Annotated in this window: 19 protein-coding genes and 1 riboswitch; of the genes, 13 read left to right on the top strand and 6 right to left on the bottom strand. The window is 71.8% G+C overall.

All coding sequences use genetic code 11. From position 1 onward, the window contains the following. Nucleotides 1-9: 9 nt before the first annotated feature. Both ABT008_RS16885 and ABT008_RS16880 read left to right on the top strand, forming a co-directional pair. A complete protein-coding gene (locus ABT008_RS16885) occupies nucleotides 10-2,832 on the top strand; it encodes a M36 family metallopeptidase (protein ID WP_350697150.1) in 2,823 nt (940 codons plus the stop codon). A gap of 162 nt (nucleotides 2,833-2,994) precedes the next feature. Beyond that, a complete protein-coding gene (locus ABT008_RS16880; RefSeq protein ID WP_350697149.1) occupies nucleotides 2,995-5,142 on the top strand; it encodes an amylo-alpha-1,6-glucosidase in 2,148 nt (715 codons plus the stop codon). Nucleotides 5,143-5,162: 20 nt separating this feature from the next. Here the strand turns inward: ABT008_RS16880 and ABT008_RS16875 are convergent, their stop codons facing one another. Next, nucleotides 5,163-5,783 (bottom strand): L-threonylcarbamoyladenylate synthase, encoded by a 621-nt coding sequence (locus ABT008_RS16875; RefSeq protein ID WP_350697148.1) that lies wholly within the window; start codon nucleotides 5,781-5,783, stop codon nucleotides 5,163-5,165. Nucleotides 5,784-5,867: 84 nt separating this feature from the next. Between ABT008_RS16875 and ABT008_RS16870 the strand changes: the two genes are divergently transcribed. Next, nucleotides 5,868-6,266 carry a hypothetical protein gene (locus ABT008_RS16870; RefSeq protein ID WP_350697147.1) on the top strand — a complete coding sequence of 133 codons (399 nt, stop codon included), beginning with the start codon at nucleotides 5,868-5,870 and terminating at the stop codon, nucleotides 6,264-6,266. Between the two features lie 112 nt (nucleotides 6,267-6,378). Here ABT008_RS16870 and ABT008_RS16865 read toward each other — a convergent pair whose 3' ends face one another. The 3 genes from ABT008_RS16865 to ABT008_RS16855 all read right to left on the bottom strand — a co-directional run bounded on the left by ABT008_RS16865 (nucleotide 6,379) and on the right by ABT008_RS16855 (nucleotide 8,719). Beyond that, the gene (locus ABT008_RS16865; RefSeq protein WP_350697146.1) at nucleotides 6,379-6,699 is read right to left on the bottom strand and encodes an amphi-Trp domain-containing protein; all 321 of its coding nucleotides are present in this window, start codon (nucleotides 6,697-6,699) and stop codon (nucleotides 6,379-6,381) included. Between the two features lie 98 nt (nucleotides 6,700-6,797). Beyond that, nucleotides 6,798-7,502 (bottom strand): YoaK family protein, encoded by a 705-nt coding sequence (locus tag ABT008_RS16860; RefSeq protein ID WP_350697145.1) that lies wholly within the window; start codon nucleotides 7,500-7,502, stop codon nucleotides 6,798-6,800. Nucleotides 7,503-7,621: 119 nt separating this feature from the next. Next, a complete protein-coding gene (locus tag ABT008_RS16855) occupies nucleotides 7,622-8,719 on the bottom strand; it encodes a hypothetical protein (protein ID WP_350697144.1) in 1,098 nt (365 codons plus the stop codon). Nucleotides 8,720-8,943: 224 nt separating this feature from the next. On the opposite strand from ABT008_RS16855, the gene ABT008_RS16850 reads away from it, so the two are divergent. Next, on the top strand, nucleotides 8,944-10,245 hold the full coding sequence (locus ABT008_RS16850; protein ID WP_350697143.1) for an AI-2E family transporter: 1,302 nt from the start codon (nucleotides 8,944-8,946) through the stop codon (nucleotides 10,243-10,245). Nucleotides 10,246-10,266: 21 nt separating this feature from the next. Here ABT008_RS16850 and ABT008_RS16845 read toward each other — a convergent pair whose 3' ends face one another. Together ABT008_RS16845 and metE are read right to left on the bottom strand one after the other, a co-directional pair. Further along, nucleotides 10,267-10,782, bottom strand: a complete 516-nt coding sequence (locus ABT008_RS16845; protein WP_350697142.1) for an acyl-CoA thioesterase — start codon at nucleotides 10,780-10,782, stop codon at nucleotides 10,267-10,269. 92 nt (nucleotides 10,783-10,874) lie between these two features. Continuing rightward, nucleotides 10,875-13,175, bottom strand: coding sequence for a 5-methyltetrahydropteroyltriglutamate--homocysteine S-methyltransferase (metE, locus tag ABT008_RS16840; protein ID WP_350697141.1), 2,301 nt, complete (start codon nucleotides 13,173-13,175; stop codon nucleotides 10,875-10,877). A 121-nt stretch (nucleotides 13,176-13,296) separates the two neighbouring features. Continuing rightward, nucleotides 13,297-13,509, bottom strand: a riboswitch (cobalamin riboswitch). Between the two features lie 165 nt (nucleotides 13,510-13,674). On the opposite strand from metE, the gene ABT008_RS16835 reads away from it, so the two are divergent. The 9 genes from ABT008_RS16835 (at nucleotide 13,675) to ABT008_RS16795 (ending at nucleotide 23,216) form a co-directional block, all read left to right on the top strand. Next, the gene (locus ABT008_RS16835; RefSeq protein WP_350697140.1) at nucleotides 13,675-14,763 is read left to right on the top strand and encodes a FecCD family ABC transporter permease; all 1,089 of its coding nucleotides are present in this window, start codon (nucleotides 13,675-13,677) and stop codon (nucleotides 14,761-14,763) included. Nucleotides 14,764-14,787: 24 nt separating this feature from the next. After that, nucleotides 14,788-15,774 (top strand): ABC transporter substrate-binding protein, encoded by a 987-nt coding sequence (locus ABT008_RS16830; RefSeq protein ID WP_350697139.1) that lies wholly within the window; start codon nucleotides 14,788-14,790, stop codon nucleotides 15,772-15,774. Then, nucleotides 15,771-16,556, top strand: a complete 786-nt coding sequence (locus tag ABT008_RS16825; RefSeq protein WP_350697138.1) for an ABC transporter ATP-binding protein — start codon at nucleotides 15,771-15,773, stop codon at nucleotides 16,554-16,556. The genes ABT008_RS16830 and ABT008_RS16825 overlap by 4 nt, the downstream gene beginning before the upstream one ends. After that, nucleotides 16,553-17,248 carry a class I SAM-dependent methyltransferase gene (locus tag ABT008_RS16820; RefSeq protein ID WP_350697137.1) on the top strand — a complete coding sequence of 232 codons (696 nt, stop codon included), beginning with the start codon at nucleotides 16,553-16,555 and terminating at the stop codon, nucleotides 17,246-17,248. Before ABT008_RS16825 ends, ABT008_RS16820 begins: the two co-directional genes overlap by 4 nt. A 200-nt stretch (nucleotides 17,249-17,448) precedes the next feature. Then, the gene (locus ABT008_RS16815; protein WP_350697136.1) at nucleotides 17,449-18,495 is read left to right on the top strand and encodes a LacI family DNA-binding transcriptional regulator; all 1,047 of its coding nucleotides are present in this window, start codon (nucleotides 17,449-17,451) and stop codon (nucleotides 18,493-18,495) included. Between the two features lie 36 nt (nucleotides 18,496-18,531). Continuing rightward, a complete protein-coding gene (locus ABT008_RS16810) occupies nucleotides 18,532-20,127 on the top strand; it encodes an FAD-dependent oxidoreductase (RefSeq protein ID WP_350697135.1) in 1,596 nt (531 codons plus the stop codon). A gap of 20 nt (nucleotides 20,128-20,147) precedes the next feature. Continuing rightward, entirely contained in the window at nucleotides 20,148-21,428 is a 1,281-nt protein-coding gene (locus ABT008_RS16805; RefSeq protein WP_350697134.1) for an ABC transporter substrate-binding protein, read from the top strand. A gap of 8 nt (nucleotides 21,429-21,436) precedes the next feature. Further along, entirely contained in the window at nucleotides 21,437-22,384 is a 948-nt protein-coding gene (locus ABT008_RS16800) for a carbohydrate ABC transporter permease (RefSeq protein WP_350697133.1), read from the top strand. After that, entirely contained in the window at nucleotides 22,374-23,216 is an 843-nt protein-coding gene (locus tag ABT008_RS16795; protein WP_350697132.1) for a carbohydrate ABC transporter permease, read from the top strand. Before ABT008_RS16800 ends, ABT008_RS16795 begins: the two co-directional genes overlap by 11 nt. The last annotated feature ends 16 nt before the right edge of the window (nucleotides 23,217-23,232 follow it).

The raw sequence follows: 23,232 nt of genomic DNA, 5'->3' as shown, positions 1-23,232 counted from the left end.
GGAGCAGAAGTGCCCCGAAACCCCCGATCGTCACGCGCGCGCCGCAGCGGCGCGTTGCTGTTGTCCACCGCCCTCGTCGCCTCGTTGACCTCGGTCGCCGCGAAACCCGCCTCGGCAGCGCCGGAGGAACCCCTCAAGTCCAACGAGATCTTCCTGACCGGCCCGAACCAGGGCGCCCCGGAGGACATCGCCGCCGCCTACCTGCGCGCCAACCCGGCCCGGCACGGCGTGACCGCCGCCGATCTCGGCGACCTGGCCGTGCTGTCCAGCTACACCAGCCGACACACCGGCGTCACCCACGTCAACCTCGCCCAACGCCACGAAAAGTTGGAGATCTTCGGGGCCACCGCGACGGTCAACGTCGCCCGGGACGGCAGCGTCATCTTCGTCGGCGACACCCTCGTGGCCGACCTGACCGGCGGCGCCACCGCCCCCGACCTGGACGCCGTGGACGCCGTCGAGGCCGCGGCCGACGCCCTCGACCTGCCCACGCCCACGAACACCCGCGTCATGAGCCGCACCGGCGGCCCGGCCCAGCGCACCGTCGTCAGCGGCAGCGGCGTCTCCGCCGAGCCCATCCCGGCCAAGCTCGGCTGGCAACCCACCGACAGCGGGCTCCGTCTCGCCTGGCAGCTCGTCATCGACGACGCCACCGACGCCCACCTCTGGAACGCCACCGTCGATGCGGAGAGCGGCGACCTGCTCGACGCCGACGACTGGACCACCCACGAGCACACGGACGACCTCGCCGAGACCCTGCACCCGGTCTCCGGCCGGACGATGCCGGCTCGGCGTTCCGCACCACTCGGCACGCCCGACCCCGTGCAGGACGGGTCGAGCTACCACGTCTACGGCTACCCGACGGAGAGCCCGAACGACGGTCCCCGCAGCGTGGTGACCAATCCGGCGGACGCGCTGGCCTCGCCGTACGGGTGGCACGACACCGACGGCGTGCCCGGCCCCGAGTTCACCACCACCCAGGGCAACAACGTCCACGCGTACCAGGACCAGGACAACAACAACGCGCCGGACTTCGGCAGCAGCCCGGACGGCGGTCCGAACCTGACCTTCAACTTCCCGCTCGACCTGAACGAGAACCCGCAGAGCTACCGGGACGCGGCCACCGCCAACCTGTTCTACTGGAACAACATCATCCACGACGTCTCGTACCGCTACGGCTTCGACGAGGCGTCCGGGAACTTCCAGGCGAACAACTACGGTCGCGGCGGTGTCGGCGGCGACTACGTCCGCGCCGAGGCCGCCGACGGCGGCGGCTCGAACAACGCCAACTTCTCCACCCCGGCGGTGGACGGCGTGGGCGTACCCCGGATGCAGATGTACCTGTGGCCGGGCAACCAGTTCGGCGCCCAGAACCAGGTCGTCGTCGACGGGGTCGGGTCGTTCGACGCCACCTGGTCGCGCTACAGCCCGGCACCGACCGGCGCCGGTCTGTCCGCCCGCCCGTTCGTGCACGGCGGCACCGGCTGCGCCGCCTCGTCGTACCCGGCCACGCTGCCCGACGGCGGCTGGGTCGCGGTGGTCGACGGCGGCACCACCGCCTGCACCTACCTGCTGCGCACCCAGATCGCCGAGTCGCTCGGCGCCGACGCGGTGGTGGTCGCGCACAACGCGGCCGGAGCCGCCCCGGTGCTCACCGGTGCCATGACGACCGCGCCGGTCACCATCCCCGCGGTGGCGGTCACCCAGGCCGACGGCACCACCATCAAGGCCGCGATCGCCGAGGGCACCGTCACCGGGTCCGTCCGCAAGCACCCCAGCCACCCGGGTATGCGCGACGGCGACCTCGACGCCGGCATCATCATGCACGAATACGGCCACGGCATCTCGCTGCGACTGACCGGCGGCCCGGGAATCAACTGCCTGACCGGCAACGAGCAGATGGGCGAGGGCTGGAGCGACTTCTTCGCGATCACCACGCTGCTGGACCCGGCCCTCGACACCGCCGACGGCTCGCGGGGCCTGGTGCCGTACGTGCTCTATCAGGAGGACCGCACCGGCAACGGGCTGCGCCCCCGGCCGTACTCGCGGAACATGGAGACGCAGCCGTTCACCTACGACAGCATCAAGACCGGCGGTTGGCTCAACGGCACCTCGCTGGCCGCGCCGCACGGCATCGGGCACGGCTGGGCCGCCGTCCTCTGGGACGTCACCTGGGACCTCATCGACCGGCACGGTCTGAACCCGAACGTGTACGGCGACTGGAACACCGGCGGCAACAACCTCGCCATGCAGCTCGTCATGGACGGCTTGAAGATGCAGGGCTGCGGGCCGGGCTTCGTGGTCGGCCGCAATGCCATCATCGCCGCCGACGCGGCGCTGACCGGCGGCGACAACGCCTGCACCCTCTGGGCCTCGTTCGCCCGCCGGGGTCTCGGCTACAGCGCGGTGCAGGGCACCACCAACCGGGACGACAACACCGAGGCGTTCGACACGCACCCGTCCTGCCGGGGCGACTTCGTCGGCCGCACCGCGGCGCCCGGGCTGAACACGCTGCCCGCCGGGGACGCGGCACCGATGAAGTTCCAGCTCGCGAGCAACCGGGGGCTGGACATCCTGGCCAGCAACTCGCCGTACTCCCGCCTGGTCGACTGCGACACCCTGCGGACGGTCAACCCGGACGGTTCGATCACGCCGCGACCGGTCCCGGTGGCGGCCGTCAACCCCGGCAACTCCCGCATGTCGGCCAACGCCAGGGGGCAGTACAACTACGTCTGGAAGACCGACCCCGCCTGGGCCGGCACCTGCCGTGAGTTCGTGCTGACCCTCGACAACGGATACCAGTACCGCACGTACTTCACGTTCACCGGCTGATCCGGTAGCCACCTGCGGGGGAGGGTTCCGAGCCACGGAACCCTCCCCCGCCGCATGCCCGCAGGTGTACCCGGGCGGCGAAGGGGTACGAAGCGCCGACCGACGCCGCCGCGTGTCACCGTCGTCGCCACGCGAGGTCCGCCGCAGGCCAGGGGGAACGGGATGAGCCGGGTCCGCAATCTGCGCGTCCGCCCCGACCTGCTCTATCTGGCCAGCGGCTGGAGCACGCTGGTCACCGACGTCCGTGGCCGGATCATCGGCACCGGGCCGCAGGGGTTCTTCGCCCGCAACACCCGGGTGCTGCACACCGAGCGGATCACCGTCGACGGGCGGGAGCCGGTACCGTTCAGCACGGCCACCGTCCAGGGGTACGCCCAACTGTCGTACGCCGAGCTGGGCGCCGGTGACGAGCTGCCCTCGCGGGCGGCGTACCTGACCGTGGCCCGGTTCGTGGGGGCCGGGCTGCGGACCCGGCTGACCGTGCTCAGCTACGCGGACGTACCGCTGGAGCTGCGACTGCGGATCGAGCTGAGCGCCGACTTCGCGGACACCGGCGAGGCCGAGCGGGGTCGGCGGGTGCAGTCCGGCACGGTCGAGCGCCGGTGGGATCCGGCGGAGCGGGAGCTACGGCTGACGTACCGCTGCGACGGCCTGGACCGGGCGGTGGCGATCCGGGCCCGGACGGACCAGCCGATCCGGTACGCCGACGACGGCTTCGAGGTCGACCTGGCACTGCCGACCCGCGAACGCCGACAGGTCGATATCCTCGTCGAGCCCGTCTTCGACGGCGAACGGCTCGTCGCGCCGCCGCCGAGCTTCACCGAATCCGGTGACCTCGCCGGCGCGGCCCGTGCCCGGCTGGAACGCGAGTTCACCCGGTTGACCAGCACCAACTTCGACGTGACGGCGGCCTGGCGATGCGCGACGGAGGACCTGGCCGGGTTGCCCCTCGGCGAGCCGGCCGGCCCGACCGCGCCGATCGCCGGCCTGCCGATCTATCAGGAGATCTTCGGGCGGGACACGATGACCGCCTCGTGGCAGGCGTTGCTCGCCGGCCCGACGATGCTCGCCGACAGTCTGCGGCTCAACGCCGAGCACCTCGGGCGGCGCATCGACGACTGGCGCGACGAGGAGCCCGGCAAGCCGCTGCACGAGGCGCGCCAGGGGCCGGTGTCCGCGCTCGGCCTGGATCCGCTCACGCACTACTACGGCGACTGGTCCACCGCGCCGGACCTCCTCGTCTTCCTCGGCCAGTACTACGCCTGGACGGCTGATCTCGACACGGTCCGCGAGCTGCTGCCGGCGGCACGTCGCGCGCTGGCCTGGCTCGACCGGTTCGGCGACGTGGACCGCGACGGTTTCCTGGAGTACCACTGCCGCTCCCGGGTCGGCGTGAAGAACCAGGGCTGGAAGGACTCCGACGACGCGGTGGTCGACGAGCACGGCCGACTGGTGCCGAACCCGATCGCGAGCAGCGAGTTGCAGGCGTACTGGTACGCCGCGCTGCGGCACGCGGCCGTGATCTTCACGGTGACCGGTCATCCCGCGACGGGCGTGGCCCTGCTGCGTCGGGCGCGTGCCCTGCGCCGACGGTTCCACCGCGCCTTCTGGATGCCGGACCGGGGTTGCTACGCGATGGCCCTCGGCCCGGACGGGCAGCAGGTCCGCTCGGTCAACTCCAACGACGGGCACCTGCTCGCCACCGGGATCGTGCCGGCCCGGATCGCGCCCGTGGTGGCCGACCGGCTGCTGGCGCCGGACATGTTCAGCGGGTGGGGCGTCCGGACGCTCTCCGACACGCATCCGGCGTACAACCCGTTCAGCTACCACCGGGGCAGTGTCTGGCCCGTCGAGGCGGGCACCATCGGCCTCGGGCTCGCCCGGTACGGCTGCTGGGACCACCTGCACCGGCTGGCCGAGGGGACGTTCGCGGCGTCGGCCCTCTTCGCCGAGCACCGCCTCCCCGAGGTGCTCAGCGGCCTGCCCCGCGACACCTTCCCGCACCCCGGGGTCTACCCGGACTCGTGTTCCCCGCAGGCGTGGTCGGCCAGCGCGGTCGTCGCGCTGGTGCAGGCGCTGCTGGCGCTGCGCCCGGCCGCGCCGCTGCGGGCGATCCTCGTCGACCCGCACCTGCCGCCGTGGCTGCCGGACCTCACGCTGGAGGGGGTACGGGTCGGCGGGCACACCTTCGACCTGACGGTGCGCCGCCGACCGGGCGGTCGGACGTCGGTGCGTACCCGGGGTGACCGGATCGCCGTGCTGCGCCGCCCCACCCGTCAGGCGTCGGCCACCCGGCGGCACCGACCCTGACCACGGGCCGGTGGTGGTGCTCAGGAGAAGCGGTCCGGGTCACCGGCGCCGACCCGGACGATCTCCGGCTCGCCGTCCGAGAAGTCGATCACCGTGGTCGGTTCGGTGCCGCACTCCCCCGCGTCGACCACCGCGTCCACGGCGTGGTCGAGGCGTTCCTTGATCTCCCAGCCCTGGGTCATCGGCTCCTCGTCACCGGGCAGCAGCAGGGTGCTCGACAGCAGCGGCTCGCCCCACTCGTCGAGCAGCGCGCGGGTGACCGGATGCGCCGGGATGCGGACGCCCACGGTCTTCTTGCGCGGGTGCAGCAGCCGACGCGGGACCTCGCGGGTGGCCGGCAGGATGAAGGTGTAGCCGCCCGGGGTGGCCGCCTTCACCGCCCGGAACACCGCGTTGTCGAGCTGCACGAACTGGCCGAGCTGGGCGAAGTCCCGGCAGACCAGGGTGAAGTGGTGACCGCTGTCGAGCTGGCGGATCTCCCGGATCCGGTCCATGCCGTTTTTGTTGCCGAGCCGACTGCCCAGCGCGAAGCAGGAGTCGGTCGGGTAGGCGATCAGGCCGTCGCGCCGGACGATGTCGATCACCTGACCGATGATGCGCGGCTGCGGGTTGTCCGGATGCACGTCGAAGTACCTGGCCATGGCCCGAAGCTTAGGCCGCCGGGAAGTGTCGCATTGGTGACAGTGGCGGCCTGCGGTCACGTGTCGACGCCCATCGTTGTCGGTATGGTCGGACGAGCCCACGACGGCGGCTACCGCGACACGTTCCGACACCCCGAGACACCCACACCCGTCCGGATCACCGTGCTCGTCTTCGGCGTACTGGCGCTGCTGTTCGCGCTGGCGACCGCACACCGCGCGGTGGTCGACGGTGGTTCGCTCGGCGCCGCCGTCTTCTTCGCCGTAATGGCCGTGTCGTGCACGCTGGTCGCGGTCAGCCTGGCCGCCCGCCGTCAGTGGGCGCCCTACCCGGCGTACGCGCTGACCGGTCTGCTGGCCGCCGCCTCGCTCGGCCTGTGGGGCGCGATCACCTGCGTCGGTGCGATCCTGCTGGTCTGGGTGCTGTGGGCGCTGAACACCCGGGTCTCCCGGGACTGGTTCGGTCGGCGCGGACGGCTGCGGTGAGCACGACGCACCGACCGGTGCCATCGGTGAGGGCGCGCCGCGTCACCGGACGGGCGGCTCGTCCCGCCCACGCCGGTCACGGCGGCCCTCCCCGAACGGGATCGGCGCGCCGCTAGGCGGTCGCCGAGGACTCCGTCTCCGGCTCCTCGTCCGCCTCGGTCGCCGCCGCCTTCTCGGCGTCGGTCTTCTCCGCGTCGGCCTTCGGCTTCTCCGCCTCGGCCGCCGGGTTCTTCCAGGAGAACTCGATCTCGATCGAGTACTCGTCCTTGCCCTCCTGCTCGATCTCCAGCTCGCAGTGCACCTGGTCGGCGACGGCGATGGTGCCGGCGGCACCGTAGAAGACCTGCCCGCTCTCCACCTGGCTCGCCACCTGCCGCAGCCACGCGGCCAGGTCCGCCCGCGACACCGTCCGCTCGTCCTCGTAGATATCCATGCCGTCATGCTGGCATTGCGGTGCCGACCGATCACGCTCAGGGTTACCCGGTGCGCGGGGTCGCAGGTGGGGTCGCCGGACCGCGCGTCGGGCGGGGTTCAGGCGGCCGGACCGGCCGCCCGCGCGTCCGTCGCGGCGGCGATCTCCCGGCGGCGGACCACCGCGATCATCGCCGTGCCGGCCGCCATCACCACACCCGCCACCAGCAACGCCCAGGACCCGTCGACCCGCAGCGTCAGCAGTGCCGCGACCAGGGCGCCGAGGCCCATCGCGACGATCGCGGCGAGCCGCCGGACCCACGCCGCGCCCGCGCCCCCGGCAGCCCGGCTGTCCGCCGAGAGGTTGACCATCGTCATCGTCACCACCACCGTGGAGAGGTCCCGGATGCCGATGTGGCGGACAGCCGCGGCCTGGGCACCGAGCACCAGCGCCAACAGCCCGGTGACGACCAACATCACGATCCCGTCCGGCGACCCGGTGCCGAGCCATAGCCCGGCCAGCACCAGCGTCGACGCGCTTCCGGCGACCAGGACGAGCAGGCCGGAACGGGGCAGCTTCGCCGGGCCCGTCGCGCCCCGGGTCAGCCGGGCGGCGAGCACCGCGCCGAGCATGAAGGCCAGCAGCGCCACCAGGTTGTTGAGCACCGGCAGGCCGGAGACCCCGGCCAGACCGAAGCCGATGAAGAGCACGTTGCCCGTCATGTTGCCGGTGAAGACCCGGTCCAGCGCGAGGAAACTGACGCCGTCGATCGCCCCGGTCGCCACGGTCAACACCAGCAGCGGTACGTCGTAGGTCTTGGTCATGAGCCTCTTCCGCAGCTCGCCAGCACCGCCGTGTGGCGCGTCGAGAGCGGCCGTGAGCAGGGCGATCGTCCGGATCGGAGTCTACGCACCGCGCACGGCCGCGTCCCGGCGCTGCCGCGTCACGGCCCGGCGGCGGCCTCCAGCAGGTCGTCGTAGTGCTGCAACCCGTGGTCCGGCGACACGTCCGCGATGGACCAGCTCTGGTAGCCGGTCCTCGTCCTGGGCAGTTCCACGGCGTTCGCGCCGTAGGTGAGGGCGAGCTCCAGGGTCTGGTTCCAGGTCGACGCCGGGCACGGGTCCTGGTTGGCGCAGACCAGGTCGGCGGTCGCGGTCTGGTAGCTGATCGGGCCGCCCTTGCCCGCGATGTACGCCCACATCGCGTAGTAGTTGTTCGGGCGGTCCGGGTACATCGAGTTGTTGCCCAGCACGCACCGGGCACCCAGCGAGGTACGGCAGTAGTCGATCATCTGCCGGGTGTACGGCATGTCCACCGACCCGGTCCAGGTCACCTCGTTGATCCGCTGGTACGGGTTGAACGCCAGGTAGGAGCGGGTCTGCTCCCACACGTCGTGCGCGTCGATCTCGTCGCGGTGGCACTGGTCGTCGGCCGCCCCGGTGTAGCCGGCCGCTTCCAGGCCGGGCCGGTTCAGGCTGAGCTGCCCGGTCTGCCGGATGTAGGGCTCGGCGAACTCGGTGGTGCAGCGGGCGATCACCACGTCCCGGATCCGGGGCTCGTCGTCGTAGCGGGCGGCCAGCCGGTCCTGGAGGTTCTGGTACGCGGTGCCGTACTCGCTGCTCCAGAAGCGGCCGATCGTCCCGGCCAGGGTGCCGCTGGTGTACCACGGGATCGGGCTGGCACCGCCCAACGTCTTCGCCCAGTCCGGCGCGTGGATGCCGCCGACCACCCGCAGCCGGGCGTGCATGCCGGCCGCGTTCGCGGCGGTGACCGCCTGGTCGATCGCCGTGGTGTCGAGCGCGCCGCCGTGGTCGGTCCCGGCTTGCTGCTGCGGTTGCAGGTCGCTCCAGTTGACCCGGATGACGAAGCTGTCCACCACCGGGGCGTACGCGCCGGTGGCCGGCTCGGCCCGGTCGACCAGGCCGCTCAGCGGCGGCTTGAGGGTGACCGCCGTCGGGGTCGACGTCGACTGCGCCTGGGCCGGTACGGCGACCGCCGTGGCCGCCAGCACCGCGGTGACGAGTACCGCGAACCTTCTCACCCGGGAACCTCCTCGTGACAGGTGGAGCCCACGCGTCCGGAGGGACCCGCCCGCGAGCGGGTGCATCGCCCGGACACCCGGGCACGAAGCGCCAGGATAGGGCCCGAACCCACCTGCCGTCACCGGCCAAGATCGCCGGAGGAATCCGGCAAGACGAGGTCCGGCCGCTGGTCACCGTGCCGCTGCGTGCCCCGACCCGTTACGGTGTACCGACCGATCTTCACATGGGGGTTCCGTTGAGCCGGTTCGAGCAGATGCGGCAACGACTGCGCCGGGCGTACGACGGGGGACGCGAGTCGGTGCGTGCGGCCCGGGAGCGGGACCGCACCCGGCGGGCCGACCGCGCGGAGGAACTCGCCCGGCCCATTCCCGAACCCCGCTCCGGCAACGGCGACGGCGAGGACCCCCATCCCTCGACGATCAGCCGCGACGACGCCGGGGTGCCGCACTCGTTGCGGATCGCCGCCGCCTGGTCGTGGCGGATCATCGTCATCGGCATCGTCGGCTGGGCGATGCTGCGGTTCATGGGCACCATCCGCGTCGTAATCGTGCCGCTGCTGGTGGCGCTGCTGCTCTCCGCGCTGCTGGCACCCGCCGTCGGCTGGCTGCTGCGGGCCCGCTTCCCCCGGACGCTGGCCACCGCCGTGGTGCTGATCGGTGGACTGGCCGCCGTGGTCGGCACGCTGACCATGGTGGTCAGCGAGTTCATCACCGGCCTGCCCGACCTCAGCCGCAACGCGGCCGACGGCATCGGGCAGATCCAGAACTGGCTGCGCGACGGGCCGTTGAACCTCTCCGACGGCACGTTGGACCAGTACATCCAGGCCGGACAGAACTGGATCAACGAGAACACCCAGGCGTTGACCACCGGCGCGCTCTCCACCGCCGGCACGGTCGTGGAGATCTTCACCGGCGCGCTGCTGGTCCTCTTCGCCATGTTCTTCTTCCTCCGCGACGGCCAGCGCATCTGGCGGTTCATCGTGGGGATGTTCCCGGCCGCCGCCCGTTGGCGGCTCGACGACGCCGGCAAGGCCTCGTGGCAGACGCTCGTCGCCTACGTACGGGCCACCGTGCTGGTGGCGTTCATCGACGCGGTGGGCATCGGCATCGCGCTGGTGCTGTTCGACGTGCCGTTCGCCTTCGCCCTGGCCGCGCTGGTCTTCCTCGGCGCGTTCATCCCGATCGTCGGTGCCACGCTCTCCGGCGCGGTGGCGGTGCTGGTCGCGCTGGTGGACGGCGGCTGGGTCACCGCGCTGTGCATCCTCGGCGCGGTGATCGTGGTGCAGCAGGTCGAGGGGAACGTCCTCCAGCCGTGGATCATGGGCAAGGCGGTGGCGCTGCACCCGCTGCCCGTGGTGCTGGCGGTCACCGCCGGTGTGGTGCTCGACGGCATCTTCGGCGCGCTCATCGCGGTACCGCTGATCGCCGTGCTCAACACCGCGGTCCGGCGGCTGGCCCGACGCCTTCCACCGGCCCAGCAACCGCCGGCCCCGGAAGCGGTCGTGGTCAAGGCCACCACACCCTGACGCTCCGGGCCCCGGTAAGAATCATGTCGGGTTCTCGGCGCCGTCGAGCAGGGCCCGCCGCAGCGTGAGCCGGTGCTCGCGGCGGATCTCCGCCTCGCGGTAACGTCGCCGGTCACCGTCGCTCTGCAGCAGCAGCGGCGGCACTGGACGCGGCTGCCCGGCATCGTCGACGGCGACCATGACCAGGTGCGCGGTGGCCACCGTGGTCGGCGGGACGGCCCGGTCCCACCGGTCGGCGGTCACCTTCACCGCCACCTCCATCGAGCTGCGGCCGGCCCAGGTGATCCGGGCATCGACGTGCACCACGTCGCCGACGCGTACGGCGCGGAGGAAGGCGGTCTCGTCGATGGCGGCGGTGACCGCCGGGCCGTCGGAGTGCCGGGCGGCGACCACCCCGGCCACCGAGTCGATGAGATTGAGGATCCGGCCGCCGTGGACCGTACCCATGAGGTTGGTGTGGTGCTGGTCCATGATCTGCGACAGGGTCAGGTGGGACGCCGACGGTGCCCGACCGGCGGCGGTGATCGTGTCCTGCATGGCGGTTCGTCCGTCCTCGCGCGCGGTCTCGGATGTGCGGTCTCCCGACGGCGCCCGCCGGTGGGGGGCTCCCACCGGCGGGCGCCACGGGGTCAGGCGTCGCTCGTCGCGGGCTGTGGCCCGCCCTCGGCGGCCAGTTCGGCGCGGACCGAGGCGGCGGCCCGGACCAGCGCGGCCAGGGCCGGGCGGACTTCGTCGTAGCCCCGCGTCTTGAGCCCGCAGTCCGGGTTCACCCAGAGCCGCTGCGGGCCGACGACCGCCGCCGCCCGGCGCAGCGCGGTGACCACCTCGGCCGCATCGGGCACCCGGGGCGAGTGGATGTCGTAGACACCCGGCCCGATCCCCCGCGTGTAGCCGACGGTGGCCAGGTCGTCGAGGATCTCCATCCGGGAGCGGGACGCCTCGATGCTGGTCACGTCGGCGTCCAGGGCGTCGATGGCGGGCAGCACCTCACCGAACTCCGAGTAGCACAGGTGGGTGTGGATCGCCGTGGCGTCGGCGACGCCGCTGGTCGCCAGCCGGAACGCCGCCACCGCCCAGTCCAGGTAGGCGGTGTGGTCCCGACGGCGTTGCGGAAGCAGCTCCCGCAGCGCGGGCTCGTCGACCTGGATGATCCGGATGCCCGCCGCCTCCAGGTCCCGCGCCTCGTCGCGCAGGGCCAGCGCGACCTGCCGGGCGGTCTCCGCCAGCGGCTGGTCCACCCGGACGAACGACCAGGCCAGGATGGTCACCGGGCCGGTGAGCATGCCCTTGACCGGCCGGTCGGTGAGCGACTGGGCGTACCGGGACCAGGCCACCGTGATCGGTTCGCGCCGGGTCACGTCGCCGTAGAGGATCGGCGGGCGTACGCACCGGGAGCCGTACGACTGGACCCAGCCGTGGGCGGTGGCGGCGAAGCCGTCGAGGTGCTCGGCGAAGTACTGCACCATGTCGTTGCGCTCCGGCTCGCCGTGCACGAGCACGTCCAGCCCGAGCCGTTCCTGTTCGGCCACCACCTCGGCGATCTCGGCCCGCATCCGCTCGGCGTAACCGGCCGCGTCGAGGCGACCGGCCCGGTGCGCGGCCCGGGCCCGGCGCAGCGCCTCGGTCTGCGGGAACGACCCGATGGTGGTGGTCGCCAGCGCGGGCAGCCCGAGGCGGCGGCGTTGGGCGTCGGCGCGCTGCGGGTACGGGCCGCGCCGGGTGTGCTCGGGCCGCAGCGCCTCCAGGCGGGCGCGGACCGCGTCGTCGCGCCACTGCGCCGGGACCGGCGGGGGCGCGGCGGGCAGCTCGCCCACCCCGTCGCGCAGCACCCGGCCGAGCGCGACCACCTCGTCGACCTTCTGCCGGGCGAACGCCAACCGTTCCCGCAGCCGAGGGTCGAGATCGGTCTCGGCGGCCAGGTCCACCGGCACGTGCAGCAGCGAGCAGGAGGTCGACACGGCGACGGTGTCGGCGAGCCCGGTGAGGGTGGCGCCGACGGCCGCGGCGGCCCGCAGGTTGGTCCGCCACACGTTGCGACCGTCGACCAGCCCGGCGACCACGGTCCGGCCCGGCAGCGCGCCGTGGCCGGCGAGCCGGTCCAGGTCACCGGGCCCGGCGACCAGGTCCAGACCGATCGCCTCGATCGGCGTGTCCAGCAGCGCGGGCAGCGCGTCGCCCAGTTCGCCGAAGTAGGCGGCGACGAACAGGCGGGGCCGGTGGGTCAGCCCGCCGAGCCGGGCGTACGCGGCACCGAGGGCGCGGATCTCGGCGTCGGACCGGTCGCCGACGTACGCCGGTTCGTCGAGCTGGACCCACGGCACCCCGACGTCGGCGAGCGCGGCCAGCAGGTCGGCGTAGACGTCAACCAGGTCCTCCAGCCGGTCGAACGGGCGGAACCCGTCCGGCGCGTCGGCCGTGGGCTTGGACAGCAGCAGCAGGGTCGCCGGACCGACCAGGACCGGGCGGGTGGTGATGCCGAGCGCCCGCGCCCGCCCGTACTCGGTCAGCGGCTTGTCGGCCCGGGCGGCGAAGACGGTGTCCGGGCCGATCTCGGGCACCAGGTAGTGGTAGTTGGTGTCGAACCACTTCGTCATCTCCAGCGGCGGCTCCTGCGCGGTGCCGCGCGCCATGGCGAAGTAGGTGTCCAGCTCCCCGAGGCCGAGCCGGCGGAACCGGTCGGGTACGGCGTCGACCGTGACGGCCGCGTCGAGCACGTGGTCGTAGAACGAGAACGTGTTGGACGGTACGGCGGACAGGCCGGCGTCGTGCAACGTACGCCAGGTCTGCTCACGCACCTGCGCGGCGGCGGCCCGCAGGGTCGGCTCGTCGATGCGGCCGGCCCAGTAGCCCTCGACCGCGGTCTTGAGTTCACGGCGCGGGCCGATGCGCGGGTAGCCGAGCACGGTGCTCGTGCCGAACGGAGTGGTCATGTCGCCAGGGTTCCCTTCCCTCGAGGTCCGGCGGTACGGCTCCGGAGGAGGGCTGGGGAGGGCACGGTGCGACGACCGACCTCGCCCTGGCCCTCCCGCGGGGCCGACGGCGGCGTGCGCGGTTGCGCACGCGGCACGGGCAGGTCTTCGGACTCGTGGGCGCGACCGGCTGGGCCGGTCCCCTACTGGCCGTCGCTTCCCGGACAGGTGTCCAGTGCGTGTGACGGCGGTCGTTCCCACTCACCGCTGCGGGGCAGTCCCGGATTCACACCGGGTTCCCTCTTACGACGCTCCGACCGGACGGCCGGGGCGAACCAGTACCGTCACGGATCCTAGCGTCCGGATCACGCGCGGCGACCGTCGCGCGGGTGTGATGTCCGCACCCCGACGGCGTGTCGAGCGGCGGGTGAACAACGACTCATCCGGCTTCCGCTGGCATGATCATGGTGTTAGTTTTTGCAAAGACTTGGCAAGAACAACGACTTTGCGTGGGAGTGCGGTGAGCGTCACCACCCTGCCGACGAGCCGGACGGACGTGCTCGGCATGGCGGCGCAGCGTCGCCGGACCGGCCTCTGGCTGCTCGCGCTGACCCTCGGCCTGGTCCTGACCGGGCTGGTCGCGGTCGGCGCCGGGGCGATCGGCATCCCCCCGCTCACGGTGGCCCGGATCATCGGGCACCACCTCGTCGGGGTACCGGGCGAGGTCACCTGGACCGGGCCGCAGCAGGCGATCGTCTGGCAGGTCCGGCTGCCCCGGGTCCTGCTCGGCATGCTGGTCGGCGCCGGGCTGGCGGTCTGCGGGGTGGCGTTGCAGGCCATGGTCCGCAACGTGCTCGCCGACCCGTACCTGCTCGGGATCAACTCCGGCGCCTCCAGCGGCGCGGCCGCCGCGATCCTGTTCGGTGCCGGTGCCGGCTTCGGCCAGTACGCGCTCTCCACCAGCGCGTTCGTCGGCGCGCTCGGCGCGTCGCTGCTGGTCTTCCTGATCGCGCGCAGCGGCGGCCGGGTCACCTCCATCCGGCTGCTGCTGGCCGGTGTCGCCGTCGGATACGCGCTGTACGCCACCACCAGCTTCCTGATCTTCGCCTCCGGATCCGCCGAGGGCGCCCGGTCGGTGATGTTCTGGCTCCTCGGGTCGCTGGGCCTGGCCCGCTGGAACGCCCTGCTGCTGATCGCCGCGGTGGTGCTGATCGGCACCATCGGCTATCTGACCGTCGTCGGGCGGCGACTCGACGTGCTGGCCATCGGCGACGAGACCGCGCACACCCTGGGCGTCTCGCCGGACCGGTTCCGGCTCCGGCTGCTGGTGCTGGTCTCGCTGAGCGTCGGCATCCTGGTCTCCGCCGCCGGCAGCATCGGCTTCGTCGGCCTGGTCGTGCCACACCTGGCCCGGCGCATCGTCGGCGCGCCGCACGTCCGCGTGGTGCCGGTGGCCGCGCTGCTCGGGGCGATCCTGCTGGTCTGGGCCGACGTGCTGGCCCGGGTGCTGCTGGCCCCGCAGGAGATCCCGATCGGCATCATCACCTCCCTGCTCGGCGCTCCCTTCCTGCTGGTCCTGATCCGCCGTCTGCACGCCTCCGGTGCCTGAACGCCCACCTGTCAAGGAGAACCGATGTTGAAGGCAACCCGCCTCGCCACCGCCGCCGCCTCCGCGTGCGTGCTGCTCGTCGCCGGGTGCGGCGGCGGCGCCGACGGGCCGGCCGAGGCCGGTCCCGGTTACCCGGTCACCGTGACCAACTGCGGCGTGGACGTCACCTTCGACGCCGCTCCGGAGCGGGTCGTGCTGCTCAAGAGCGCCGCCGTGCCGTACCTGCACGCGCTCGGCGTCCTGGACCGGGTCACCGCCCGCGCCGGGCAGTACCCGAAGGAGTACTACGACGCCCAGACCCAGGCCGGGCTGGACCGGATCCCGCTGCTGACCGACAAGACCGACACCAGCGGGCACCTGCAGATCTCCAAGGAGGTGGTGATCAGCCAGGAGCCCGACCTGGTCCTCGGCGAGGTCGACAACCTCTCCCGCGACACCCTGGAGGCGGTGGACATCCCGCTGCTGGAGGAGCCGGCGATGTGCCCGGACAGCACCGCCGTACCGAGCTTCGACGACATCTACCGGCAGATGGAGACGTACGGCCGGGTGTTCGGCCGCCAGTCCGAGGCGACGACTGCGGTCACCGCGCTCAAGGAGCGGATGACGAAGGTCCAGGCCGAGGCGGGCGACTCGTCCGGGCGTACCGCGGCGGTGCTCTACCCGACCGTCGGCGGCGGCACCACGTACGCGTACGGCACCGGCAGCATGGCCCACCCGCAGTTGGAGGCCGCCGGTTTCCGCAACGTCTTCGGCGACGTCAAGGATCGGGTCTTCGAGGTCACCGTCGAGGAACTGCTCGGCCGCAACCCGGACGTGCTGATCCTGCTCTACGGCGACGGCGACCCCCGCGCCGTCGAGCAGGGGCTCACCGGACTGCCGGGCGCGCAGCAGCTCAACGCGGTCCGTAACGGCCAGGTCATGACGCAGCTGTTCAACTTCACCGAGCCGCCGACGCCGCTGTCGATCGACGGCTTGGAGCGGATCGTGCAGCGGTTCCGGGAGCAGCCGTGATCGAGGCGACCGGCGTCACCTGGCGCTACGGCGCGAACCCGGTCATCGACGGGGTCAGCGTGACGGCCCGACCGGGACGGGTCCTCGGCCTGATCGGGCCCAACGGCAGCGGCAAGACCACGCTGCTGCGGTTGCTCTACGGCGCGCTGCGCAGCCGCAGCGGACAGGTCGTGGTGGACGGCGACGCGCTGTCCGCCCTGCCCGCCCGGGAGGCCGCGCGGCGGCTGGCCGTGGTCGTGCAGGAGACCGGTGGGGAGACCGCCCTGACCGTGGCGGAGCTGGTGCTGCTCGGCCGGGGACCGCACCTGTCGACGTTCCAGCGGGCCGGCCGGGCCGACCACGAGATCGCCGCCGACTGCCTGAGCAGGGTCGGTGCCACGCACCTGAGCGGGCGGGCGTTCGCCCAGCTCTCCGGCGGGGAGCGGCAACGGGTGCTGATCGCCCGCGCGCTCGCCCAGCAGGCCACCCACCTGCTGCTCGACGAGCCCACCAACCATCTCGACATCCGCTACCAGCACGAGATCCTGCACCTGGTCCGCACGCTGGACACCTGCTCGGTCGTCGTGCTGCACGACCTCAACCTCGCCGCCCGCTACTGCGACGACCTGGTGCTGCTCGGCGCGGGCGGCGTCGCCGCCACCGGCACCGTCGACGAGGTCCTCGACCCCGCCGTCCTGGAACCCGTCTACGGCATCGGCATCCGACGCCTGGACCTCGACGGCGCCGTCCATCTGCTGTTCCACCCGATCCACCAGAGCATCGACGAGAGGACTGCGGCATGACCACGCAGGAACGCATCAACGCCTACTGGACCGGCCGCGCGCCCGCCTACGACGAGTACCAGCAGCGCCCCGACCGCTTCGCCGACGACCAGCGGGCCTGGTCGCAGATCTGGTCGCAGGCCCTGCCGGCCGCGCCGCTGGACGTGCTCGACGTCGGCACCGGCACCGGTCAGGTGGCCATGGTCCTGGCCGGCCTCGGGCACCGCGTCACCGGCACCGACCTGTCCGAGGGCATGCTCGCCGAGGCCCGTCGGCACGCCGCCGCCGTCACCGACGGCCCGGTCATCCAGCTCGGCGACGCCGTCGCGCCGGACTTCCCGGCGGGCAGCTTCGACGCCGTCACCAGCCGGTACCTGATGTGGACCCTGCGCGAGCCGCAGACCGCCGTGGCCAACTGGATCCGTCTGCTGCGTCCCGGTGGCATCGTCGCAGTGGTCGACAGCACCTGGTTCCCGAACGGCCTCGACAACGCCTCGGAGAACTTCACCGGCCACTACGACAGCCAGGTGCAGGCCGAACTGCCGCTGGCCACCGCGACCTCCATCGACAAGACCGTGGCGGTGCTGGAGGAGGCGGGCCTGGCGGACGTCACGGCCGTTCCGCTGACGTCGATCTACGAGCTGGACCGCCGGTACGGCGTGGCACCGAACCACGAGCACCAGATGCAGTACCTGGTCACCGGCCGGGCCTGAGACCGGCCGGGACCGCCTCCGGTCACGTACGCAGCAAACAGTCACGCTCCGTGTAGCTCTCCGTGGACAGCGGGGAGCTACACGGCGTCAGCGGTCGATGCTAATACGCATTAGGCTCTTGACATCGATCGGGTTCAGCCGCGAAGCTCCTTCCCAGCCCGAACGCTAATACGCATTAGCGGCAGTGGAAGGACTCCCCCGTGCCCCCTGCACCCCGACGCGTCACGCAACGTGACATCGCACGGATGGCCGGCGTCAGCCAGGCGACCGTGTCGCTGGTGCTCAACAACCGCGCCGACGCGGAGGTACGCATCGCCCCCGAGACCCGGGAGCGGGTGCTGCGGGTGATCGCCGAGACCGGGTACGCTGCCGACCCGGTCGCCCGCCGGCTCGCCTCCCGGTTCAACCGGATCATCGGCGTCTTCACCTACGAGCCGGCGTTCCCCAGCCGCAGCCGGGACTTCTTCCACCCCTTCCTGCTCGGCATCGAGGAGTACGCCGAACGGGTCGGCTGCGACCTGCTGCTGTTCACCAGCGCACCGGTGGTCGACGGGCGGCGACGGATCTTCCACCGGGACAACCGGTTGCGCCTGGCCGACGGGTGCATCCTGCTCGGCCGCGAGATCGACGGGACCGAGCTGCTCCGGCTCAACCGCGACGGCTACCCGTACGTCGCGGTGGGCCGCCGGGACGACGCCGGAGGGCCGGTCCCCTACGTCGGCACCGACTACGCCGCGGCGGTGCGCCAACTCGTCGAGCTGGCCCTGGCACGCGGGCACCGGCGACTGGCCTACCTGGGCGTGGACGCCACCGCCGAGTCCTCGGCCGACCGCTGGCGCGGGTTCGACGCCGCCGCACCGGACGCGGAGGCGGCCCGCCGCCTGACCGGCCCGACGCACGACGCCGAGGCCGTGCTGGACGACCTGGTCGCCGACGGCAGCACCGTCGTCTTCGTGGAGGACTTCGCCACCGCCGTGGCGCTGGAGTCGGCCGCCCGCCGACGCGGGCTGCGCGTACCCGGTGACCTGTCGATCCTGACGCTCGGCGACCCGACGGTGCCGGTGCCCACCGACACCGCCTTCACCGGATTCCACATCCCCCGCGAGGAGATGGGCCGGCAGTCGGTCGAGGTGCTGACCGGGGTCATCGACGGCAGCGCCGACGGCGTCCAGCAACGGCTCCTCCCCTGCGAGTTCGTCGAGGGCGACACCCTCGGCGCCCCCGATCCGGCGGTCGACCGCCGATAGGCGGCCCGCGCGACTGGAAGGAAGCAAGTGGCACAGATGCGTGCGGACGTCCTCATCGTCGGCGGCGGGCTGGGCGGGGTCGCCGCCGCGCTCGCCGCAGCCCGGGCCGGGCGGTCGGTGATCCTGACCGAGGAGTTCGACTGGCTCGGTGGGCAGCTCACCAGCCAGGCCGTCCCGCCCGACGAGCACTCCTGGATCGAGCAGTTCGGCGCCACCGCCAGTTACCGGGCGCTGCGGACCGGCATCCGCGACTACTACCGACGGCACTACCCGCTCACCGAACGCTCCCGTTCCTGGACCGACCTCAACCCGGGTGCCGGCTGGGTCAGTCGGCTCTGCCACGAGCCCCGGGTGGCGGTCGCCGTGCTGGAGCAGATGCTCGCGCCGTACCGGGGCTCGGGTCGGTTGACCGTGCTCCAGCCGTACCGGCCGGTGGCGGCGGACACCGACGGGGACCGGGTCACCGGCGTCACGCTGGCACACCGGGACCGCGAGGACCGGATCGACGTCACCGCGCCGTACGTGCTGGACGCCACCGAGACCGGCGAACTGCTGCCGCTGACCGGCACCGAGTACGTCACCGGCTTCGAGTCGCGGGAGCAGACCGGCGAGCCGAGCGCCCCGGCCGAGGCACAGCCGATGAACATGCAGGCCGTGTCGGTCTGCTTCGCCATCGACCACGTCGACGGGGACCACACCATCGACCGGCCCGCCGGGTACGACTTCTGGCGCGACTACAAGCCCGACTTCTGGGGTGACCGGCTGCTGTCCTGGCGTTCGCCGAACCCGCGCACGCTGGAGATCCTGGAGCGCAGCTTCACCCCGAACCCGGACGACGAGCCGTGGCTGGTCAACGCCGACCAGCGCGTCAACCCCGGTGACGGCAACCTGTGGACGTTCCGCCGGATCGCCGCCCGGCGCAACTTCGTCGACGGCGCGTACGCCAGCGACATCACCCTGGTCAACTGGCCGATGATCGACTACTTCGAGGGCCCGGTCATCGACGTGCCCAACGCGTCGTGGCATCTGGCCAAGGCACGCGAGTTGTCGTACTCGCTCTTCTACTGGTTGCAGACCGAGGCACCGCGCCCCGACGGCGGTACCGGCTTCCCCGGGCTGCGGCTGCGCGGCGACGTGACCGGCAACCCGGCCGGTCTGGCCCAGGCGCCCTACATCCGGGAGTCGCGCCGGATCCGGGCCGAGTACACCGTGGTGGAGCAGGACCTCTCCCTCGCGGTACGCGGCGCGCACGGCGCCGTGCGGTACCCCGACTCGATCGGCGTCGGGATGTACCGCATCGACCTGCACCCGTCGACCGGCGGCGACAACTACATCGACGTCGGGTCCTGCCCGTTCGAGATCCCACTCGGCGCGCTGATCCCGCAGCGGATGGAGAACCTGCTGCCGGCCGGCAAGAACATCGGCACCACGCACGTCACCAACGGCAGCTACCGGCTGCACCCGGTCGAGTGGAATGTCGGCGAGGTCGCCGGTCTGCTCGCCGACTTCTGTCTGGCGCGGGGCGAGTCCCCGCGCGCGGTCCGCGGCACCCCCAGGCTGCTGGCCGAGTTCACCGACCGCGTCACGGCCGCCGGCGTCGAACGCCGGTGGCCGGAGATCGCGGGCTACTGACCCCCCGGTGAGGAGAGACGATGAGATCAGGAAAGGGAATACGCGTAGTCGCCACGGCGCTGACCGGCGTTCTCGCCATGTCCGCCTGCGGCGGCGGTGAGGCGCAGGACAACGGCCCGGCCACCCTGCGGGTCACCGTCTGGTCGGCCAACGAGGCGCATCTGGCCCTGTTCAACGAGATCGCCGACGAGTACCGCCAGAACAATCCCGACGTCACGCAGATCACCTTCGATCCGCTGCCGTTCGACACGTACACCACGGCGCTGACCACCCAGATCGCCGGTGGCAACGCCCCCGACCTGGCCTGGGTGTTCGAGAACTCGGCACCCGACTTCGTCGCCTCCGGCGCGCTGCTGCCGCTGGACGAGACCCTCGGCAAGACCGACGGCTACCAGTACGACGACATCCTGCCGGCCACACTCAAGCTCTGGCAGGACGACGGCAAGCTGTACGCGTACCCCTTCTCCACCTCGCCGTTCGGCGTCTTCGTCAACACCGACCTGCTGAAGCAGGCCGACCAGCGGACCCCGGCCGAGTTGATCGAGGCCGACCAGTGGACCTGGGAGAACGCCTTCGCCGCAGCCGGCGCCACCCAGTCCGCGACCGGCAAGGCCGGGCTGGTGATCCGCGACTTCGACTACAAGGACTGGAACAACCTGTCCACCGTCTGGACCGGGTGGGGCGCCCGGGCGTGGAGCGAGGACGGCGGGACCTGCGGCTTCGCCGAACCCGAGATGGTCGAGGCGATGACGCGGCTGCACCGCGCCGTCTTCACCGACAAGGCGTTGCCCGGGCCGGGTACCACCGCGGACTTCTTCGCCGGTGACGCCGCCATGACCATCACCCAGATCTCCCGCGCCTCGCTGCTCGAGGACGACGGGTTCGCCTGGGACCTGGTCCCCCTGCCCGCCGGGCCGAAGGGGCCGTACGCGGTGGTCGGGCAGGCCGGCATCGGGGTGCTCAAACGCAGCCCGAACGCCGAGGCCGCCGCCGACTTCCTCGCCTTCCTCACCAACCCCACCAACTCCGCCAAGCTCGCCCAGTTCTTCCCGCCGCCGCGCCAGTCCCAGTTGACCGCCGACACGCTGGCCAAGACGAACCCGAAGCTCAAGCCCGAGCAGTTGCAGAAGGTCGTCATCGACGGGATCACCAACGGCGTGGTCAAGCCCAGTCACGCCGGGCAGGCCGAGATCAGCCAGCAGGTCCGGGCCGGTCTGGACCCGCTGTGGAAGGCCGACGCGGACGTGAAGGCCGTCCTGGACGGGGTCTGCGGCAAGATCCAGCCGCTGCTGGCGAAGTAAGGCGAACGATGACCCGTACGGACACCAGGGTGGACCCGGCCACGGCCGGGTCCACCCCGGGCCGGGCCCGACCGTTCTGGACCGGCCGCCGCCGCGACCACCTCACCGGTTACCTGTTCATCGCCCCGCAGTTGCTCGGCAGCGCCGTCTTCGTGATCCTGCCGCTGGTCCTCGTCGTCTGGTACAGCCTGCACGAGTGGAACGTGCTCGCCGGCACGTTCGACTTCGTCGGCACCGACAACTACGCGGCGCTCGCCGACGATCCGAACCTCGGCTCGGTGCTGCGGGCCACCGGGCTGTTCTCCGTCGGCCTAGTGGTGTTCAACCTGGCCCTGGCGTTGCTGTTGGCCGTCATGCTCAACCAGAAGCTGCGCGGCACGATCGTGTTCCGCACGCTGTTCTTCTCCCCCGTGGTGGTGTCGCTGGTCGCCTGGACGATCGTCTGGGGCTTCCTGTTGCAGGACAACGGCGGCATCAACGGCCTGCTCGACACGATCGGCGTGGACGGACCGAACTGGTTGCGCGGCGAGGCCACCGCCATGTTCTCGGTCGTCGTCGTGCAGGTGTTCAAGAACGTCGGCCTGAACATGGTGCTGTTCCTGGCCGCCCTCCAGGGCGTACCCGCCGAGCTGTACGAGGCGGCCGAGGTGGACGGCGCCAGTCGGCTGCGGCAGTTCTGGCGGATCACCGTGCCGCTGATCAGCCCGACGATCCTGCTCACCTCGATCATCACGGTGGTCGGCTCGCTCCAGGTCTTCGCGCAGATCGCGGTGCTCACCCAGGGCGGTCCGGGCACCTCGACCACCGTGCTCGTCTACTACCTGTACCAACAGGCGTTCCAGTTCCACCACTTCGGCTACGGCGCCACCCTGTCGATCGTGCTGTTCGGCATCGTCCTCGCGCTGACCGTGGCGCAGTGGCAGATGCGCAAGAGGTGGGTCTTCCATGAGTCGTGACCTGTCGCCCCGGACCAAGCTCGTGCTCTACGGGGCGCTGCTGGTGCTGGCCGTACCCTTCGTCTTCCCGACCTGGTGGATGGTCACCTCGTCGCTGAAGCCGGTGGCGGACATCTTCGCCTTCCCGCCGCAACTGCTGCCGGTCGATCCCCGACTGGACGCCTACCAGCGGGTGTTCGACCTGCAACCGTTCGGGCAGCAGTACCTCAACAGCCTCTACATCGCGCTGCTGGTCACCGTCGGCACGCTGGCAGTGGCGGCCCTGGCCGGGTACGCCTTCGCGCGGATCAGGTTCCGTGGCCAGAACGTGTTGTTCCTGGTCGTCCTCGCCGGGTTGCTCATCCCGAGCGAGGTGACGATCGTGCCGTTGTTCCAGATGTTCTTCCGGCTCGGGCTGATCGACACGCACTGGCCGCTGATCCTGGTGCCGATCCTCGGCGCGCCGAGCGTGCTGGCGACGTTCATCATGCGGCAGTTCTTCCTCGCGCTGCCCGGGGAGTTGGAGGAGGCGGCCCGGGTCGACGGGTTGGGCCGGTTCGCCACCTTCTGGCGGATCGCGCTGCCGCTGTCCCGGCCCGCGCTGGGCGCGGTCGCCATCTTCACCTTCCTACACAGCTGGAACCTCTATCTGGAACCGATCGTGTTCCTCTCCACGCCGGAGAAGTTCACCCTGCCCCAGGCACTGACCCAGTTCGTCGACGTGTACGGCGGTCCGATGTGGGACGTGCAGCTCGCGGCGGCGTCGATGACGGCGCTGCCGGTGCTGGTGGTCTTCGTGATCGCGCAGAAACAGTTCGTGGAGGGCCTGGCGCACACCGGCCTCAAGGGCTGAGTGGTACCCCGCCGAC

Source organism: Micromonospora sp. NPDC002389 (assembly GCF_040296095.1).
Lineage (GTDB): Bacteria > Actinomycetota > Actinomycetes > Mycobacteriales > Micromonosporaceae > Micromonospora.
The sequence above is the reverse complement of the archived record's forward strand: the minus strand, read 5'-3'. Positions and strand labels throughout refer to the sequence as shown.

Coding starts and splice junctions, on each gene's coding strand:
- ABT008_RS16830 (WP_350697139.1), top strand. CDS start 14,788: ATGTTGAAGGCAACCCGCCTCGCCACCGCCGCCGCCTCCGCGTGCGTG.
- ABT008_RS16865 (WP_350697146.1), bottom strand. CDS start 6,699: ATGGATATCTACGAGGACGAGCGGACGGTGTCGCGGGCGGACCTGGCC.
- ABT008_RS16850 (WP_350697143.1), top strand. CDS start 8,944: ATGGGGGTTCCGTTGAGCCGGTTCGAGCAGATGCGGCAACGACTGCGC.
- ABT008_RS16820 (WP_350697137.1), top strand. CDS start 16,553: ATGACCACGCAGGAACGCATCAACGCCTACTGGACCGGCCGCGCGCCC.
- metE (WP_350697141.1), bottom strand. CDS start 13,175: ATGACCACTCCGTTCGGCACGAGCACCGTGCTCGGCTACCCGCGCATC.
- ABT008_RS16800 (WP_350697133.1), top strand. CDS start 21,437: ATGACCCGTACGGACACCAGGGTGGACCCGGCCACGGCCGGGTCCACC.
- ABT008_RS16795 (WP_350697132.1), top strand. CDS start 22,374: ATGAGTCGTGACCTGTCGCCCCGGACCAAGCTCGTGCTCTACGGGGCG.
- ABT008_RS16810 (WP_350697135.1), top strand. CDS start 18,532: ATGCGTGCGGACGTCCTCATCGTCGGCGGCGGGCTGGGCGGGGTCGCC.
- ABT008_RS16875 (WP_350697148.1), bottom strand. CDS start 5,783: ATGGCCAGGTACTTCGACGTGCATCCGGACAACCCGCAGCCGCGCATC.
- ABT008_RS16805 (WP_350697134.1), top strand. CDS start 20,148: ATGAGATCAGGAAAGGGAATACGCGTAGTCGCCACGGCGCTGACCGGC.
- ABT008_RS16860 (WP_350697145.1), bottom strand. CDS start 7,502: ATGACCAAGACCTACGACGTACCGCTGCTGGTGTTGACCGTGGCGACC.
- ABT008_RS16845 (WP_350697142.1), bottom strand. CDS start 10,782: ATGCAGGACACGATCACCGCCGCCGGTCGGGCACCGTCGGCGTCCCAC.
- ABT008_RS16880 (WP_350697149.1), top strand. CDS start 2,995: ATGAGCCGGGTCCGCAATCTGCGCGTCCGCCCCGACCTGCTCTATCTG.
- ABT008_RS16870 (WP_350697147.1), top strand. CDS start 5,868: ATGGTCGGACGAGCCCACGACGGCGGCTACCGCGACACGTTCCGACAC.